At 61.5% G+C, this 16,226-nt stretch carries 15 protein-coding genes; 5 read left to right on the top strand and 10 right to left on the bottom strand.

Translation table 11 applies throughout. The annotated features are described in order from the left end of the window. Positions 1 to 11 precede the first annotated feature (11 nt). From JJ869_RS01500 to JJ869_RS01475, 6 genes are all read right to left on the bottom strand, one after another. Positions 12 to 1,049 carry a DUF2332 family protein gene (locus JJ869_RS01500; protein WP_292264205.1) on the bottom strand — a complete coding sequence of 346 codons (1,038 nt, stop codon included), beginning with the start codon at positions 1,047 to 1,049 and terminating at the stop codon, positions 12 to 14. Continuing rightward, a complete protein-coding gene (pth, locus tag JJ869_RS01495) occupies positions 1,046 to 1,741 on the bottom strand; it encodes an aminoacyl-tRNA hydrolase (RefSeq protein ID WP_292264204.1) in 696 nt (231 codons plus the stop codon). Before pth ends, JJ869_RS01500 begins: the two co-directional genes overlap by 4 nt. A gap of 76 nt (positions 1,742 to 1,817) precedes the next feature. Beyond that, positions 1,818 to 3,074, bottom strand: coding sequence for a chromate efflux transporter (gene chrA / locus JJ869_RS01490; RefSeq protein ID WP_292264203.1), 1,257 nt, complete (start codon positions 3,072 to 3,074; stop codon positions 1,818 to 1,820). Further along, a complete protein-coding gene (locus JJ869_RS01485; RefSeq protein WP_292264202.1) occupies positions 3,071 to 3,889 on the bottom strand; it encodes a chromate resistance protein ChrB domain-containing protein in 819 nt (272 codons plus the stop codon). Before JJ869_RS01485 ends, chrA begins: the two co-directional genes overlap by 4 nt. A gap of 125 nt (positions 3,890 to 4,014) precedes the next feature. After that, positions 4,015 to 5,199: a glycoside hydrolase domain-containing protein gene (locus JJ869_RS01480; RefSeq protein WP_292264201.1), complete on the bottom strand. Its 1,185-nt coding sequence runs from the start codon at positions 5,197 to 5,199 to the stop codon at positions 4,015 to 4,017. 130 nt (positions 5,200 to 5,329) lie between these two features. Continuing rightward, positions 5,330 to 5,953, bottom strand: coding sequence for a 50S ribosomal protein L25/general stress protein Ctc (locus JJ869_RS01475; protein ID WP_292264200.1), 624 nt, complete (start codon positions 5,951 to 5,953; stop codon positions 5,330 to 5,332). Positions 5,954 to 6,124: 171 nt separating this feature from the next. Between JJ869_RS01475 and JJ869_RS01470 the strand changes: the two genes are divergently transcribed. Continuing rightward, complete coding sequence (locus tag JJ869_RS01470; RefSeq protein WP_292264199.1) at positions 6,125 to 7,276, top strand: MFS transporter; 1,152 nt, start codon at positions 6,125 to 6,127, stop codon at positions 7,274 to 7,276. On the opposite strand, the gene JJ869_RS01465 is transcribed toward JJ869_RS01470, so the two are convergent. From JJ869_RS01465 to trpA, 4 genes are all read right to left on the bottom strand, one after another. After that, a complete protein-coding gene (locus JJ869_RS01465; RefSeq protein ID WP_292264198.1) occupies positions 7,273 to 8,673 on the bottom strand; it encodes an MATE family efflux transporter in 1,401 nt (466 codons plus the stop codon). The two genes, JJ869_RS01470 and JJ869_RS01465, sit on opposite strands and share 4 nt — an antisense overlap. Before the next feature lie 448 nt (positions 8,674 to 9,121). Beyond that, on the bottom strand, positions 9,122 to 10,288 hold the full coding sequence (locus tag JJ869_RS01460; protein ID WP_292264197.1) for an alpha-hydroxy acid oxidase: 1,167 nt from the start codon (positions 10,286 to 10,288) through the stop codon (positions 9,122 to 9,124). Positions 10,289 to 10,441: 153 nt separating this feature from the next. Next, on the bottom strand, positions 10,442 to 11,233 hold the full coding sequence (locus tag JJ869_RS01455) for a hypothetical protein (protein WP_292264196.1): 792 nt from the start codon (positions 11,231 to 11,233) through the stop codon (positions 10,442 to 10,444). Between the two features lie 3 nt (positions 11,234 to 11,236). Beyond that, positions 11,237 to 12,028, bottom strand: a complete 792-nt coding sequence (gene trpA / locus JJ869_RS01450) for a tryptophan synthase subunit alpha (protein WP_292264195.1) — start codon at positions 12,026 to 12,028, stop codon at positions 11,237 to 11,239. Between the two features lie 152 nt (positions 12,029 to 12,180). Between trpA and ppk2 the strand changes: the two genes are divergently transcribed. From ppk2 to JJ869_RS01430, 4 genes are all read left to right on the top strand, one after another. Further along, entirely contained in the window at positions 12,181 to 13,131 is a 951-nt protein-coding gene (gene ppk2, locus JJ869_RS01445; protein ID WP_292264194.1) for a polyphosphate kinase 2, read from the top strand. Positions 13,132 to 13,206: 75 nt separating this feature from the next. Further along, on the top strand, positions 13,207 to 13,848 hold the full coding sequence (locus JJ869_RS01440; protein WP_292264193.1) for a DUF1007 family protein: 642 nt from the start codon (positions 13,207 to 13,209) through the stop codon (positions 13,846 to 13,848). Continuing rightward, positions 13,827 to 14,759, top strand: coding sequence for a hypothetical protein (locus tag JJ869_RS01435; protein WP_292264192.1), 933 nt, complete (start codon positions 13,827 to 13,829; stop codon positions 14,757 to 14,759). Before JJ869_RS01440 ends, JJ869_RS01435 begins: the two co-directional genes overlap by 22 nt. 48 nt (positions 14,760 to 14,807) lie before the next feature. Beyond that, positions 14,808 to 16,190 (top strand): MATE family efflux transporter, encoded by a 1,383-nt coding sequence (locus JJ869_RS01430; protein ID WP_292264191.1) that lies wholly within the window; start codon positions 14,808 to 14,810, stop codon positions 16,188 to 16,190. Positions 16,191 to 16,226: the final 36 nt, after the last annotated feature.

Here is a 16,226-nt window from a genome sequence, read left to right as displayed (position 1 = left end):
TGTAGCAGATCCTAATGAGGATCGCCCGTCCATTCCACCCAGCGCCCGTGAAAATCTGCACGCCCCAACACGATGTGATGATCTCCCGGCCAAAGACGGGCGGTTATGGCAGCTCCACGGGCCTGACCATCTGCTTCCATCCGCAGCCAGGCCAGCGGGAAGTCGGCTGTGGCCCGCGCGCCTGCTGCTTCGATGAGGGCCGTCCCGGTGGCTTGCCGTTCGGCAGGGAAATATTGCCACGCGACGGTGTGGTAGATCAGGTGCATCCGCCCCTGTGGCGCGTCCGCCAACCGTCCCTCAAGCCAGTCTACGGCATCGCTGCGATCCACCTGCGCGCGGTTCACCCGGATCGCGGCATCGGTCAAGGCAACGCGATGTGCCTGATCCGCCCAGAGATAGGCGCGCAACCGCAGCGCGTGGTCGGGGTTGTGCGGATCAAGCGGGTTAAGGTCGACCCCTCGTCGGTCGGTCACTGTAAAGGGTGCATTGACCGGGGCAGGACCAGACCAGTCGGGTGCCAGCGTCAGCGCGGCGTCGTCCGGGCCAAGGCGCGTCGCACCAGCCTCCAGCGCGTAGTGATCGAACATCAGGTTCAACCCGGCGCTCGCGCCCAATTCGGACAGGTGGACCTGTGTGACCCCGGTCCGTTTTACCAAGGCATGTGTCCCGGCGATCAGCACTGCAGAGCGGCGCACTTCGTTGGTCTGTGGCGGCGAGGTGATCCATTGGATCAGGAAGGCTTCGTGTCGGGACAGCGCGGATGTCAGAACGGTTTTCAGCACCTCGTCGGACACGTCGTTCGGCGGATAGGCCGCGATCAGATCCGCATCCTGCCCGGTCAGCACCAGCGCATGAAGACCCGAGGCCAATCGCAAGGGCAGGGAATGCCCGCTGGGGCCGATATCGCCTTCAAAGGCCTGTACCGCCATATCGAGTGCCGATCCCTCAGGCCAGACCTCAGTGAGCAGCGGCAACATCCGCCCCATGAACGGCGAACCCAACGAAGCGCAGGCTTCTGCCTGCCGCGCCAAGGCGTCGGACAGGCTCACCGGAACCGATCCACAAGCTTTTGCAACGGGTTGCGCGTATCGGGTTCCGGCGCGGCTTCGGGTTTTGGCTCTGGTTTCGGGACATCGGCCTTTTCCGCCTTTGCCGGCGAAGTCGACGACCGGGGCGGGGCCACGCGCAGCGCGACCGCATTCATGAATTTGCCCGTATCCCCATCCGCCAGATGCGCCGCGCCATCCGAAATCCCGCGCAGAAGATCATCGAGCCAGTCTTCGTCGGCCTTGGGGAAATCGTGCAGCACATAGCCCGCGACCTTGTCCTTGTGGCCGGGATGCCCGATGCCCAGACGCACCCGCCCATAAGCCTCGCCGATATGGCCGTGGATCGACCGCAGGCCATTATGCCCGGCATGCCCGCCCCCCTCCTTGACGCGGCACTTTCCAGGGGCGAGGTCGAGCTCGTCATGGAAGACCACCACGTCTGCAGGCTCCAGCTTGTAGAACTGCATGGCCGCCTGCACCGACTGACCCGACCGGTTCATGAAGGTGCCGGGTTTCAGCAGCAGTACCTTGTCGCTGCCCAGTCGCCCCTCGGTCACCTCGCCTTGAAACTTGGATTTCCACGGCCCGAACCCATGATCCTCTGCGATCCGGTCCATCGCCATGAAGCCGATATTGTGCCGGTTCCTGGCATAGCCCGCCCCCGGATTGCCCAGTCCCACAAAGAGTTTCATCGCTGCCCCTGCCTCCAAGCGTAAAGCGGTTGCCCCTCTCTAGGCGAAACGCGCGCCAAGGGCAAAAGCCCAAGCGTCAGATCTGCGCCAGCACCAATGCCGCCGCCGCAGAAATGCCCAAGACCCAGCCAATCGCCAGACGCGCCCGCAACAACAGCACCGCCGACAGCGCAATCAGTGCGATGGCCTGCCAGTTGAGTGTCGCTACACCCGGCACCCAAAGCCGCAACACACCGGCCTCTGTCTTTGTCACGGTGTCGAACAGTACATGCAGCGCGAACCAGAGCGACAGGTTCAGGATCACCCCAACCACTGCCGCCGTGATCGCGCGCAAGGCACCGTTCAGGCGTGGCTGCGCGGAAATCCAGTCGATGTAAGGCGCACCGACGAAGATCCACAAGAAACAGGGCACGAAGGTCACCCAAAGCGTCATCACCCCGCCCGCGATGGCCAACCCGTAACCGCCCTCGCGGAACGCCGCCAAGGTGCCCACGAACTGCGTGACAAGGATCAACGGGCCTGGCGTGGTTTCCGCCAGTCCCAACCCGTCCATCATCTCGGTCGGGGTCAGCCAGCCGTACTGCACCACCACGTCCTGCGCCATGTAGGCCAGTACCGCGTAGGCCCCGCCAAATGTGACAACCGCAAGCTTGGAGAAGAAAAGAGCGATTTCTGTCAGGATGGTTCCGTTGAACAAGAGGTCCACCGCCAGCACGGGGAGTCCCCAGACCGCAAGTCCGATCACGATGGTGCTCAGGCTTCTGCCAGCGGACACGGTGACGGGAAGGGCCGGGGTCGCATCCGCGTTTGAAACCATCAACGCGCCGTACAGCCCGGCCGCCAGAACGATCACCGGAAACGGCACCGCGAAAAAGAAGATCGCAACAAAGGCAAGGCCTGCCAGCGCCCAATGCGCGACTCCGTGCAGCGCCCGCTTCGACACTTTCAGCAGCGCCTCGACCACGATCACCACCGCCACCGACTGCACGCCAAGGAACAAAGTGCCCACCAGCGGCAGGTCGCCATAGGTCACGTAAAGCAGCGCCAGCGCAAAGATCACCGCCGCCCCCGGCAACACGAACAGCAACCCCGCGATCAGCCCGCCCAAGACGCCGTGCAACCGCCAGCCCGCATAGGTGGCCAACTGCATCGCCTCGGGGCCCGGCAGCAACATGCAAAAGCTGAGCGCATTGAGAAACTGCTTTTCCGTCAGCCAGTCCCGCTCATCCACCAGCATGCGGTGCATCAGCGCGATCTGTGCCGCCGGGCCGCCGAAAGACAGCAGACCGATTTTCAGGAACACCCAGAACAGTTGTACGAGCGGCACGCTCATGACACGCCAACTGCGCTTGGCCAGCCATGAGTTTCATCCGTGGCATCGCGTGCCCAGCGATACAATGCATCGTACAAAAGAAAACCCGCCTCCATCTGCTCCAGATCATCGCGGTACATGCGGGATAACCCCAGTGATGCTGCCAGCAACCCCGCAGATTCTGGTGCCAAATCATCGCGGTTGGTGTCGGCTCCGCGCACTATGGTTGCCAATCTGTCCAAAGCCTCGTGACCGATTCCGAATTCCATGATCATCGTATCAAAGGTGCATGTATCACCACGATGACTCCAAAAGACATTTTCCACATCGAACGCAGTCGCCGCGAACTTGTCCGCCACATTCAGCACCTGACCGGGTGACACGAAGAGGAACTGAGCCTGTGGATCGACAAAGCGCCGGATCAACCACGGGCAAGCGATACGGTCGATCTTGGGGCGGTGCCGTGTGACCCATAGTGTGTGGCCTGTTTCAGCAGCCATTGGCAGTTTCGCGGTATCGACCATTGGCAGACCGGCGGTGCGCCACGCCACATGTCCGCCTTCTAGCGTCTCTGCCGGAATGCCCTTTGTCCGCAAGAGTGCCGCCGCGCCTTGGCTGAGTTTGAGACCTTTTTGGCAATAGACGACGGCAGACTGACCGCGCAGCGTTTCATAGCAGCGGTCCATGTCATCAAAGCGAAGTCGGACTGCACCAGGGATCAGGTATGGATCTGCGTCGAAGTCTGCTTGGATGCGCACGTCGATCAGAACTGGTGCATGCGGTGTCCCGACGAGGCGGGCAAGTTGAGTCGGAGTGATTTCAGTTGGTGAGGCCAATGCGCCATCCTTCCCTTAAGACAGGTTTCAAGGATGCGGGTCTTCGGCTGTCGCCTCACGAGGCATCCGCGTGCCCCTTGTGCGGGTTGTGCCAGCCTGCGCCAGCATCTGTCAACTGCCGAGGTTCAGTCGCAGGATGTCGCGTTGCGCCGGGCGGTTTCGAAAATCCAGTCGGGTTTGTAGCCGAAATGCGCCGTCAGGTTGCTGTGATGGGTCCAGCCGTCAAACTCGCCGTCATCATCCACATCGACCTCGATCAGCGTATCTGTGGCGTCACCCACCCGCGCGGCATTGGCGAAGTCGATCTTGGGCGGAAGCGTGTTGGCCTTGCCCGCCTTGCATTCAGTCACGCGGGCCACATCCGACGACGAAGACCCCCTGTCGCGCCGCACCACGGCATCGCCATCGCAGGCAAAGCGCCGTGTGGCGAAAATGTCTAACGTCCGGCCTTCATCAACAATGTAGCTTTCGCCCTGCCGCCAGAGGCCGATGTCGGCGTCCTGAAACATGTTCTGCACATTGGTATCCAGCGGCAATCCCCGCGTGCAGCCTGATCCGGTGCTCCCGAACCATTCCCGGTCCACCTGGTTTTGGAAAAGGTGCCACTCGCCCGAGCGATGAAATTCGCTGGTGCGGGAAAAGGCGCGCGAGGCCGAGATCCACGACAATTCAATCAGCCCGGCGTTTTTGAGAATCTGATGCGCATGCCCGCTGCCATAGGCCCCGGTCCGAAATCCCGCCGCATCCATTCGCGCCTTGATCACGCGGAAATAGCGGGTCATCAGGTCGATGGTCTCGCGGTCCTGATCGGTGAAGTTGAAATCCACGCCATAGTAAATCGCCGTACCGCGCGGCTGTCCCAAGGCCTGCGCCTGAGAGATCGCTGCCTGCACATCCAGTTCCGCCTCTTCCTCCACGCTGCGACCAACGCCGGTCCAGTTGCAATTGGCATCGGGCAGAGCTTTGCCGTCGCGGTTCTGGCCACGAAACTTGTTCGGGGTGTTGCTGTAATACTGGTAGACCGACAACACCGCGAAGCCCTTAGCGAACATCTGTGCGATCTCGCTGCCGGGGTCGCTGGGCCGCCCTTGGTTGATCAGCCGCTTTTCGGTCAGCCCGTATTCCGGCTGATCACAGCGCGCATAATACCGCCCGATCACGGTCACCCCGCGCTCTTTCAGCCGATCGAGATAGGGGCGCGTGTCATAGGCGGTGTCGATGATCGCCACACGGGTTTCTGCGTGGGCAAGGCTGGCGGCCGCCACCGCCAAAACCGTCACAATAGCCAAAGACGGAAAAGGTCTGACCACGACAAGACCCCTGAAATCAACAACATCAATATGCTGATCCTATGGCCAATCGCGGTTTCCGCATAGCCCGAAACGAAAACGGCCCCACCCGCTTGGGTGAGGCCGCCAGAAACCCGTCGAGGTGTCGGGATTACTCTTCTGTTTCTTCCGCGTCGTCATCCGCGTCATTGTCTGCAGAGCGCAGACCCGACGGGGCCGAGATGTTTGCGATCACGAAATCGCGGTCGATGGTCGGCTTGGTGCCTTCAGGCAGTGTGACGTCAGAAATGGTCACGGTGTCACCGATGTTCAGGCCGGCGAGATCGACGGTCACCTTCTCGGGGATGTCACCCGCTGTCACAACCAGTTCAACCTCGGGACGCACAACGGTCAGAACGCCGCCGCGCTTGAGGCCCGGTGCGGACCCTTCGTTGATGAATTCAACCGGGATGAACAGGTTGATCTTGGTGGTGCGGCGCAGGCGCATCAGGTCGACGTGAGTCGGCAGGTCCTTGACGACATCGCGCTGCACATCGCGGCAGATCACGCGCACGTCTTCGTGGCCTTCAACCTTGAGGTTGAACAGCGTCGACTTGAAGCGGCCTTTCTTCAGACGCTGCAACAGCTTGTTGAACGGAAGGTTGATCGGAAGCGGGTCTTTCTCGCCACCAAAAACAATCCCCGGAACCATGCCGTCGCGGCGTGCCTGACGAGCGGCGCCCTTGCCTGTCCCCGTCCGTTCCAGAGCTACGAGATCAGGAATCTCTCCAGCCATGATAATTCTCCAAATTGTAAGGGCAGGGTGCCTCCAAGGCTGTCACCCCACATGAAGCCCGCGCGATAGACCGGATTCCCGTGCAGAGCAAGAGCCTAGGTTGCAGATTCCGCCTGAAATGTGCCGTTTGTGGGCTGGACCGCCGCTCAGCGCCGTGGCACGGAGCGCGACATGAGCCTTTTGCGTGATCTCTATATCAGTCGCGGCCCCGCCGCCGGATTTGCTGCCGTGGGCGTGTTCTGGGGCAGTTTTGCCGCGCTTGTGCCGGTGCTCAAGCCGCAGGTCGGGCTGTCGGACGGGCAGTTCGGGCTGGCGCTTTTGATCACGTCGATCGGGGCCGTCATGGCGATGTGGCTGGCCCCTCTGGCCGAGCGCGGACTGGGGGCGCGGGCGCTGGGCGTGCTGACCGCGCTGCTGGCAGTGGCCACGTTGCTTCCGGGGCACACAACCACTGGGGTGACATTCACACTGGCGATGCTGGGGGTGACGATGACCTCGGGCACGCTTGATGTGGCAATGAACGCCCGGGTCAGCGCGCTCGAGGCGCAGGTGGGGCGCAGCCTGATGAACCTGAACCACGCTGTGTTTTCCGTGGCCTACGCGATCTGTGCCCTTGCCACCGGGTTCGCGCGGGAAGTGGGCTTGGGACCGGCGGCGATCCTCACCGGGGGTGGTCTGGTGATCGGTGTGCTGATGCTGCAAGCGTTTGCTGCTCCGGTGGGCGATGCCGAACACGAAGCGGACGGGGTTGAGGTCGCCCCGCTGCCTTGGACACTGCTTTTGCCCGGCGGGATGATCATCCTGATCGCCTTCATGTCGGAACAGGCGACCGAAGGTTGGTCTGCGCTGCATCTCGAACGCAACCTGGGGGCCGGTGCGGCGCAGGGCGCGCTTGGACCGGCTCTGCTGGGTATCACCATGGCCGTCGGTCGGTTGGCGGGTCAGGTTGTGGCCAATCGCGTGTCGGAGCGGATGGTGATCCGCTGGGCGGCGGTCACGGCGGGAATCGGTGCCTGCATCGCGGCCACCGCGCCGTCTTTGGGTGTGGCCTATGTCGGGTTCTCGATCCTAGGTCTTGGCGTGTCTGTTATGGCACCGATGGCCTATGCCTGGATCGGTCGGATGGTGCCAAACCGATACCGCAGCCACGCGATTTCGCGAATCTCGGTTGTTGGCTATGCCGGGTTCTTCATTGGCCCGCCGATGATGGGCTTCCTGTCGGAAGGTTTTGGCTTGGCGACCTCGTTCCTGACCATCGGCGGCATTCTGTTCGCTGTGCCATTGCTGCTGGTGCCCGTGCTGTCGCGCCGGTCTGCAGCCTAGCGCCGCGCGAAAAACAGCGCGATCTGACGGGCTTGCCGTTGAAACAGACGCGGGCCTTTGGGTGACTCGCCTTGCGCCTCGACCGCATCGATTGTGCGGCGCACAAGGATGACGGAAAGCACCCCGAACAGTACCCCTCCCGTGGCCTGTCCGATCAAAACGCCGGGTGCTCCGAAAAGGATCGACCCCAACCAGACCAGCGGGATGGTTCCCAAAGTATGCCGTCCCCAGTTGAGCCATGTCGAATAAAACGGGCGCCCCAGATTGTTGAAACAGGCGTTCGACACGAACAGCATTCCGTTGAAGAAAAACGCCAGCGCCAGTGGTCCGCAGAACAGGAAAATCAGCGAAAGTGACACGCCTTCGGCATTGAACAACGCCGCGATATGACCACGCAGGAAGAACAGGATCACCGTCGCAACAACCACCACGATCCCGGTGAATAGAAGCGCATCATAAAGCGCCCGTCGAACACGAGTGAAATCCCGTGCACCGTAATTCTGCCCAATGATCGGGCCGACGGCCCCGGACAGCGCAAATATGGTGCCAAAGGCAATCGGCGTGAGGCGGCCAATGATCGCCATCCCCGCGACGGCCTCTTCGCCGTACTCCGCCATGGATCGCGTCACCCAGGCCTGTCCAACCGGAGTGGCCAGCTGGGTCAGGATCGCGGGCAGCGAAATGGCAAGAATTGGGGTTAAATCTTTGAAAAACCCATCCAGACGCGGTCTGCTGAGCCCGCCGTGATGCTGAAAGATCGGCACGAGGGCCAATCCGGCAATCGTGATCCGGGCCAGCACGGACCCAAGTGCAGCGCCGGTCAGTTCCAACCCGAAGGTGAAAATCAGGATTGGCGCGACGGCCGCATTCACCAAACCACCGGCCACTGTGGCGGTCATCGCCCGGCGTGCGTCTCCATGGGCCCGCAGAATGGCGCCACCGGCCATGCCGATCAGAAGAATGGGCAAGGACGGGACAATGATTTGCAGGTAGTGCACCGCCAGCTCTGCGGTCTCTCTAGTGGCGCCCAGCAAACCGACCAGCAGTCTGAGGTTCTGCCAGACCAGCACGGCAAAGAGCGCGGCAAAGACCACGCCGGCCACAAGCGCGTTTGACGCCCGTTGTCGCGCCAGCTCTTCGTCACCTGCGCCCAAGGCCTGCGCCACCAACGCACCGGCTGCGATGGCGATGCCAATGTTGAAGGATGTGGTGAAGAACAGGATTGCACCTGCGTAGCCGACTGCGGCGGCCAATTCCTCTTTGCCCAGCATGGAGATGAAGATCATGTCGACGAAATCGACCGCGAACACCGCCATCAGGCCGACAGAGGCGGTCAGCGACATCACCGAGATATGGCGAAAGAGATTGCCTTTGAGGAATACGGCCTGATCGGACATGATCCAACCCTGTCATGGAACGCGGACCACGGGAAGTCAGAACACCGTGTGGCTGGTCTTTCGCAAAACCGTTCACCGTACGGTTGGTTTTCGATCCCTTAACCAGCCTTCGGCCATACCTCCGCCCACGATGCGCATCGAGCGGGTAGGGTCACTCCCAGGCCGCGACATTTGAGCTGATCTTCTCTCAGATGCCCATATGGGCCGACCCTGAGAAACCGGTTTCAGCAGGCCCCATAGGGGCACAGGTCACGGGGGAAGCCCCGGTGGAATGAGAGTACGGTCAGGCCAAAGGGCGGCGCCGCTTCTACTCCGATATTGAGGTCATCCTCGGGCCTGACCCGAGGATCTCTTTGGACAGAGGTCCTCGGGTCTTTGCCCGAGGATGACGGGACTGCATTATTGGAAGATCCTCGGGTCACACCCGAGGATGACGATACCGCGTGTCTTACGCGTCCCAATCGCCAGAGAAACCCTTGGGAACCATCAGGATGTCGCGGTCCAGCGTTTTGACATCCGTCCGCCCGCATAGCCCCATCGACATCTCAAGCTCTTTGTGGATGACGTTCAGCGCGTCAGTCACACCCTGTTGCCCCTTGGCCCCCAGACCATAGACATAGGCGCGACCGATATAGGTGCCCTTGGCCCCCATCGCGAGCGCCTTGAGCACGTCCTGGCCAGAGCGGATGCCACTGTCGAGATGCACTTCGATCTTGTCGCCCACCGCATCCAGGATTGGCTCCAGTGCCCGGATCGACGAGAGCGCGCCATCAAGCTGTCGGCCGCCGTGGTTTGACACGACGATGGCATCGGCCCCGACATTCAGCGCCTCCAACGCATCGCGCGGGTCCATGATGCCCTTGATGATGAGCGGGCCGTCCCACATCTTGCTGAATTCGCGAATACGGTCCCAGTTCAGCGACTGGTCGAACGCCTGCGCCGTCCATGAGGTCAGCGAGGACGGGTCTTTGACGCCCTTCGCATGGCCCACGATATTGCCGAAGAACCGCCGTTTGGTCTGAAGCATGCCCAGACCCCACTGCACCTTTGTCATCATGTTGGCGACCGAGGCAGGTGTCAGTTTGGGCGGGGCGCTGAGGCCGTTTTTCACATCCTTGTGCCGCTGCCCAAGCAGTTGCAGATCAACCGTGATGATGGCCGCCGAACATTTGGCGGCTTTTGCCCGGTCGAACAGACGCTGCATGAAATCGTCGTCTTTGAGCGTGTAAACCTGCATCCAGAACGGCTTTGACGTGTTCTCGGCCACGTCCTCGATCGAACAGATGGACATGGTGCTGAGCGAGTAGGGCACGCCGAACTTTTCCGCTGCCTTGGCCGCTTTGATCTCACCGTCGAAATGCTGCATGCCGGTCAGCCCCACCGGGGCGAGCGCCACGGGCATCGCCACATCCTGACCGATCATTTTCGACGCGGTCTTGCGCCCTTCCATATCGATGGCCACGCGCTGGCGCAGATAGATCTTGTCAAAATCAGACGAGTTCTCGCGGAAGGTCTGTTCGGTCCAGCTGCCCGACTCCGTGTAATCAAAGAACATCTTGGGCACCCTGCGTTTGTAGATGCGGCGGAGGTCTTCGATTTCGGTAATCATGGGCATGGCGCGACCTTTCGGATATATTGGTTAGTTTTCTTTACCAATGGCGCTCAATTCACGCAACGCGGCATTTTTGTCAAAGCCCACGAAACATCCCGTGGTGAAAAGGCAGCCAGACGGCGTTTGGCCCTGTTCGCCGGGTCCGGTGCCGGGGTGTCAGGTGAACTGCACCGTCAGGCCCTGCAACAAGGGCGTGTCAAATTCGGTCTGCCATGTCTGACCCGCTGCGACCGGACGTGCGTCCGTGAGTGTTCCGGTTGTCACCACTTCACCAGGCTGAATCGGGCCAGCGTCGGGCATGCGTGCGATTTCGCCAACCAAATGGTGCAGCGCCATGAGCGGTCCGCCCAACACGTCTACGCCATGACCGATCAGCGTTTCTTCCGGTCCTGTCAGGGTCACACCGCAGGTGGTCAGCGCCTCGAACCGTTCCGGTGATGGCTTCAGACGCGGCCCAACCCAAAGCGCACCATGCATGGCCATCGCCGCCACCGCGTCGGGTGCGGTAAAGCGCCAGCCGGGGTAGAGCGAGGTCACGATCTCGAACCCATGCGCCACCCAGTCGATACACGCGGCCAATGCCGTTAGGTCCATGTCCGGGTGCGGGGAGGCTTTGAACCCGAACACGATCTCCGGTTCGATCCGTGGCTCCGGCAGGGCGGGCAGGGGGATCGCGCCATCGGCAGGGATGTCCTGTACGCCGCTGGCATACATCCACCCCCAGACAGGCGCGTCGACATTGTAGATCGGCCAGATGGTCCGGTTGGTGAACCCGATCTTGCGGCCCGCAACTGTTGCGCCATTCGCCAGCCGCCGGGCATGGATTTCGGAGGCGATCCGGTAGCCCTGATCAAGTGTCAGGTCAGGCAGGGAGTCGGCCAGCGGCGGCACCTGCATGTTGCCGTGAAACGCCGCATGAAACGCATCTGCCGCCCAGAACTCCGGCATAGGTCAGGCGCGGTGCGCGCCGTCCGCGAGCGTTTTGACGAAGGCCAGAACGTCGCTCACCGGTTTGCCGCTGGCCAGTTCCGCCACGATGGCCGAGCCGACAACACAACCATCGGCAACGCTCGCAATCGTCTGCGAGGCGTCGGGTGTCTTGATGCCGAAACCCACGATGACGGGCAGATCGGTCTGCGATTTGATCCGCGCCACTTCGGGGCCGACATCGGCGGCCTGCGCCTCGGCGGCACCAGTGATGCCGGTGATCGACACGTAATAGACAAAACCCGAGGTGTTCTCGAGCACCTTGGGCAGGCGTTTGTCATCGGTGGTGGGGGTGGCCAGACGGATGAAGTTCAACCCAGCCGCCTGCGCCGGGATACACAGTTCATCGTCTTCCTCGGGCGGGAGGTCGACGATGATCAGACCGTCGATGCCCGCCTCTTTGGCCTGGGTCAGGAACAGGTCCACTCCGCGAGAATAGATCGGGTTGTAGTAGCCCATCATCACGATGGGCGTGGTGTTGTCGCCTTCGCGGAAGATGCGTGCCAGTTCCAGCGTCCGGTCTAGCGTCATGCCACCTTCGAGCGCACGCTGGCCGGCCAGCTGGATGGTGCTGCCATCCGCCATCGGATCGGTAAAGGGCAGACCCAGTTCTATGATGTCCACACCCGCGCCCGGCAAGCCCTTGACCAACTCGAGCGAGGTGTCGAAGTCGGGATCGCCTGCCATCACGTAGGACACAAAAGCCTTTTTGCCGGCTGTGCGCAGCTCTGCGAATTTGGCGTCGATACGGGTCATGGCGGTCTCCTGAACTGGTCGGACCCGATTGCCGGAGTTGCGCGGGAAAATCAATGGGGCAAGGCGGTCTGATTTTGATGCGTGTCAAAGAGACCTTTTTACAATCCTGTTACCATGCGCCTCAAGACCACATTCAGGACCAGGAGATTTGCATGCCGTCACCCACCGCCATCGCCGCCGAAACACCGTCCCCCGCACAACCGACCGGCGGTTTCCAGGAGGTTCCGGTCTCACCGCAGAAGGCGGTCACGGCCGATGATGTGCGACGTGCCTTCGAGTCGGGCAAATACCCCTATTGCTCACGCCTGTCGCGCCGCACCTATGAGGCCGAGAAAGCCGCACTGCAGGCCGAACTGCTGAAGGTGCAGCTTTGGGCACAGGATACGGGCCAGAAATTCGTGATGATCTTCGAAGGTCGCGATGCGGCGGGCAAGGGCGGCACGATCAAGCGGTTCACCGAACATCTCAACCCGCGTACCGCGCGCGTGGTCGCCCTGAACAAACCCACCGACGTGGAGCGCGGGCAATGGTACTACCAGCGCTATATCGAACATCTGCCAACGGCGGGCGAAATCGTGCTTTATGACCGGTCGTGGTACAACCGCGCCGGGGTCGAGCGGGTGATGGGGTTTTGCGAGCCCAGCGAATATCTCGAGTTTATGCGCCAGACCCCGGATTTTGAACGGATGCTGACACGGTCTGGCATTCGGCTTTACAAATACTGGTTCTCGGTCACGCAGGCGGAACAGAAACGCCGCTTTGCCGGCCGCGAGACCGATCCGCTCAAACAATGGAAGCTGTCGCCCATCGACAAGGCGAGCCTTGATAAGTGGGACGACTATACCGAGGCGAAAGAGGCGATGTTTTTCTACACCGACACCGCCGACGCGCCGTGGACCATCGTCAAATCCGACGACAAGAAACGCGCCCGGCTTGACTGTATGCGGCATTTTCTGTCGACGCTGGACTATCCCGGCAAGGATCTCGCTGTTGCGACAGCGCCCGATCCGTTGATCGTTGGCGGGGCAAGACATGTCATCCATCGCTCGGACCACATTCTGGGAACATCACTGCACCCGGATACTCGCCGGGTCCAAGTCTGAGACCTGCGCAATTCTCTGCCGCCGCGCAGTGGATGACCTTGCTTTAGCAGGCCGGGGGGCTTACCTCCCGGTTCTATGAAAAAAGCACTCTGCGCCCTTGCACTTGGTCTGGTCGCCGCGCCGCTTGGCGCGCATCCGCATATCTTTGTCGAAACCGCCCTGCGGTTCGAAATCAACGATCAGCGCGAGGTAACGGGGGTCACGGTGACGTGGACCTATGACGATTTCTTCACGCTGCTGATCCTTGAAGACATGGGCCTTGATACCGACGGCGACGGGGAACTGACCGAGGCCGAGCTGGACACGCTGTTCGGGTTCGACCTGATCGAATGGCCCGAAGGGTTCGAGGGCGATCTTTACGTGTATTCCAACGGCGAAAAGATCGAGATGCCGCGCCCGCGTCCCATTGGTATCGCCGTTGAAAAAGGGTTCATCACCGCGACCCATTTCCGCGAGATCCCACCCGTTCCGATCGAAGCCATCGAAGTGTTGCAATACGATCCGACCTACTACGTGTCTTATGATGTATCGCAGGGTGTCACTCTGACCGACCCCGGTTGCACTGCAACCGTGTCAGACCCCGATCAGGCCGCCGCACAGGCTGCCGTGGAAAAGGAACTGAACGGCGGGTCGATGGAGGACATCTTCAACGAGATGCGCGTCGGCATTCATTTCGCTGATACGGTCACGATGTCATGCGCACCGCCCTCCAACTAGCTGCTGTTGCCGTCGTTACGCTTGCCGTCTGGCTTTGGGGCTTTGACGGCGCGCAGATGCTGGAACGCTGGGCCGCCGAGGGCCAGCGCGCGGCACAAAGCGGGATGGCGCAGGGGCTTCGGGCGCTAAGGGCGAACGAACCGGGCGCACTCCTGACATTGATGGCGGTCTGTTTCGGATACGGGTTCTTTCATGCGGTCGGCCCCGGCCATGGCAAGATCCTGATTGCAGGCTATGGCGTGGCTGAACGGGTTGCGCTGACGCGGCTGTCGGTTCTGGCGGTGCTTTCGAGCCTTGCGCAGGCGGGAACAGCCATTGTCGTGGTTTACGCCGGGGTCTGGCTGTTGGGGCTTGGCCGCGAAGAGATGGTGGGTGCGGCTGAGGATTGGTTCGCCCCCTTCAGCTATGCTGCGATCTGCGGCATCGGAGCTTGCCTGGCGGTCCGGGGGGCATCGCGGCTCTGGTCCAACTGGCGTGCTCAAAAGCCGGACCATCACCATCACCACAACGACCACCACCACCATCACAGCTATGACGACGGCGTGTGCAGCACCTGCGGTCACGCCCATGCACCGACGCCGGAACAGGTGCAAAACGTCCATTCTCTGAGCGATGCGCTGGTGCTGATCGGGGCCATCGCGATCCGTCCCTGCACAGGGGCGCTGTTCCTGCTGATCCTGTCGGTCAGCATGGGAATCCAACTTGCGGGCATCCTTGGCACCTTCGCCATGGGGCTGGGCACCGCCAGCGTGACACTTGCCGCTGCCATCGGCGCGGTGACCTTACGCGAAGGCGCGCTAGCGCGGTTTGCCAATGGTCCGAACACCGCGCGGATTGCCGGAATGATCGAAACCGGGGCCGGTCTGATCATTGCCATTTTGGCCGCACAATTCCTGATCCGCGCACTTTGACCTGACAAAACTCTTGCCCCGTGCTGAGCGCGGGTCTAACCGACCGGCATGCACACAGAACAGATGTCATATCCGGCCCATGTCAGGGCCATCCTCGTATTGGGGTTGCCTCTGGTTGGCGGGCATATGGCACAGATGGCCATTGGCCTGACGGACACCATCATGGTCGGCTGGTACGGCGCTGAGGCGCTGGCCACGGTCACGCTGGCCAACACGCTGTTCTTTACGATCTTCCTTTTCGGCTGCGGCTTTGCCTGGGCAGTGATGCCAATGGTCGCCTCCTATGCGGCCGAGGGCGACGATCAGAAAGTCCGCCGCGCCACCCGCATGGGTCTGTGGCTGTCGGCGCTGTTCTGCGTAGTGATGTTTCCGCTTCTTTGGTGGTCCGAGGCCTTGCTCCTACTGACAGGTCAGTTGCCCACAATCGCTGCCGAAGCGCAGGTCTACCTGCGGGTGCTGGCCTTTGGCCTGCTGCCCGCGCTGGTGACGATGGTGCTCAAAAGCTACCTGGCCGCACTGGAGAAAACCAAGGTCGTGTTCTGGGTCACGGCAGTGGCCGTGCCATATAACGCTCTGGCAAATTACGCTTTGATCTTCGGCAATTTCGGCTTACCGGAACTGGGGCTTGAGGGGGCTGCCATCGCCTCGCTCAGTACGCATGTGTTCTCAATGATGGTGATCGTGGTTTACATCCGTGTCTTCGTGCCGGAACACAGCCTGTTTCAGAGAATTTGGAAGCCCGACAACGAGATGTTTGTTCAGGTGTTCAAGCTGGGTGTGCCCATCGGCCTTACTTCGTTGTCCGAGACCGGGCTGTTCGCAGCATCGGCCATCATGATGGGCTGGCTTGGAACGATCCCGCTGGCCGCACATGGCATCGCGCTGCAACTGGCATCAATGACCTTCATGCTGCATCTGGGGCTGTCCAATGCCGCCACCGTCCGCGCGGGCAATGCTTTCGGGCGCAAGGACTGGCCGCATATGGCGCGGGGCGGTATTGTTGCCCTTGCGCTGTCGGCCTTTATCGCGGCGTTGACCATCGTTCTGTTTGTGGCCCTTCCCGAACCGCTGATCGCGGCCTTCCTCGACCCCGACGATCCGGCCCGCGACGAGATCATCACTATGGGCATCACCCTGTTGATCCTCGCTGCGATCTTCCAACTGGTGGACGGCGCACAAGTGGTGGCGCTGGGCCTGTTGCGGGGCGTGCAGGATGCAGGGATGCCGATGCTCTTGGCCGCCGTGTCCTATTTCGGCATCGGTTTGCCGGCAGCCTACGTGCTGGGCTTTGTCGCAGATTGGGGCGCGACGGGGATCTGGATCGGGCTGGTGCTGGGTTTGGCGGGGGCAGCGGTGCTTTTGAACAACCGCTTCTGGTTCCAGATGATCCCCAATCTCAGCCGCCTTGCAGCGCCCGCAGCCAACGCTTAGAAGCGGCGCAAATCTGCAAGATCAGGAGAGATCGAC

It is taken from the genome of Marivita sp. (assembly GCF_017643905.1).
Classification (GTDB): Bacteria; Pseudomonadota; Alphaproteobacteria; order Rhodobacterales; family Rhodobacteraceae; genus Marivita.
The sequence above is the reverse complement of the archived record's forward strand: the minus strand, read 5'-3'. Positions and strand labels throughout refer to the sequence as shown.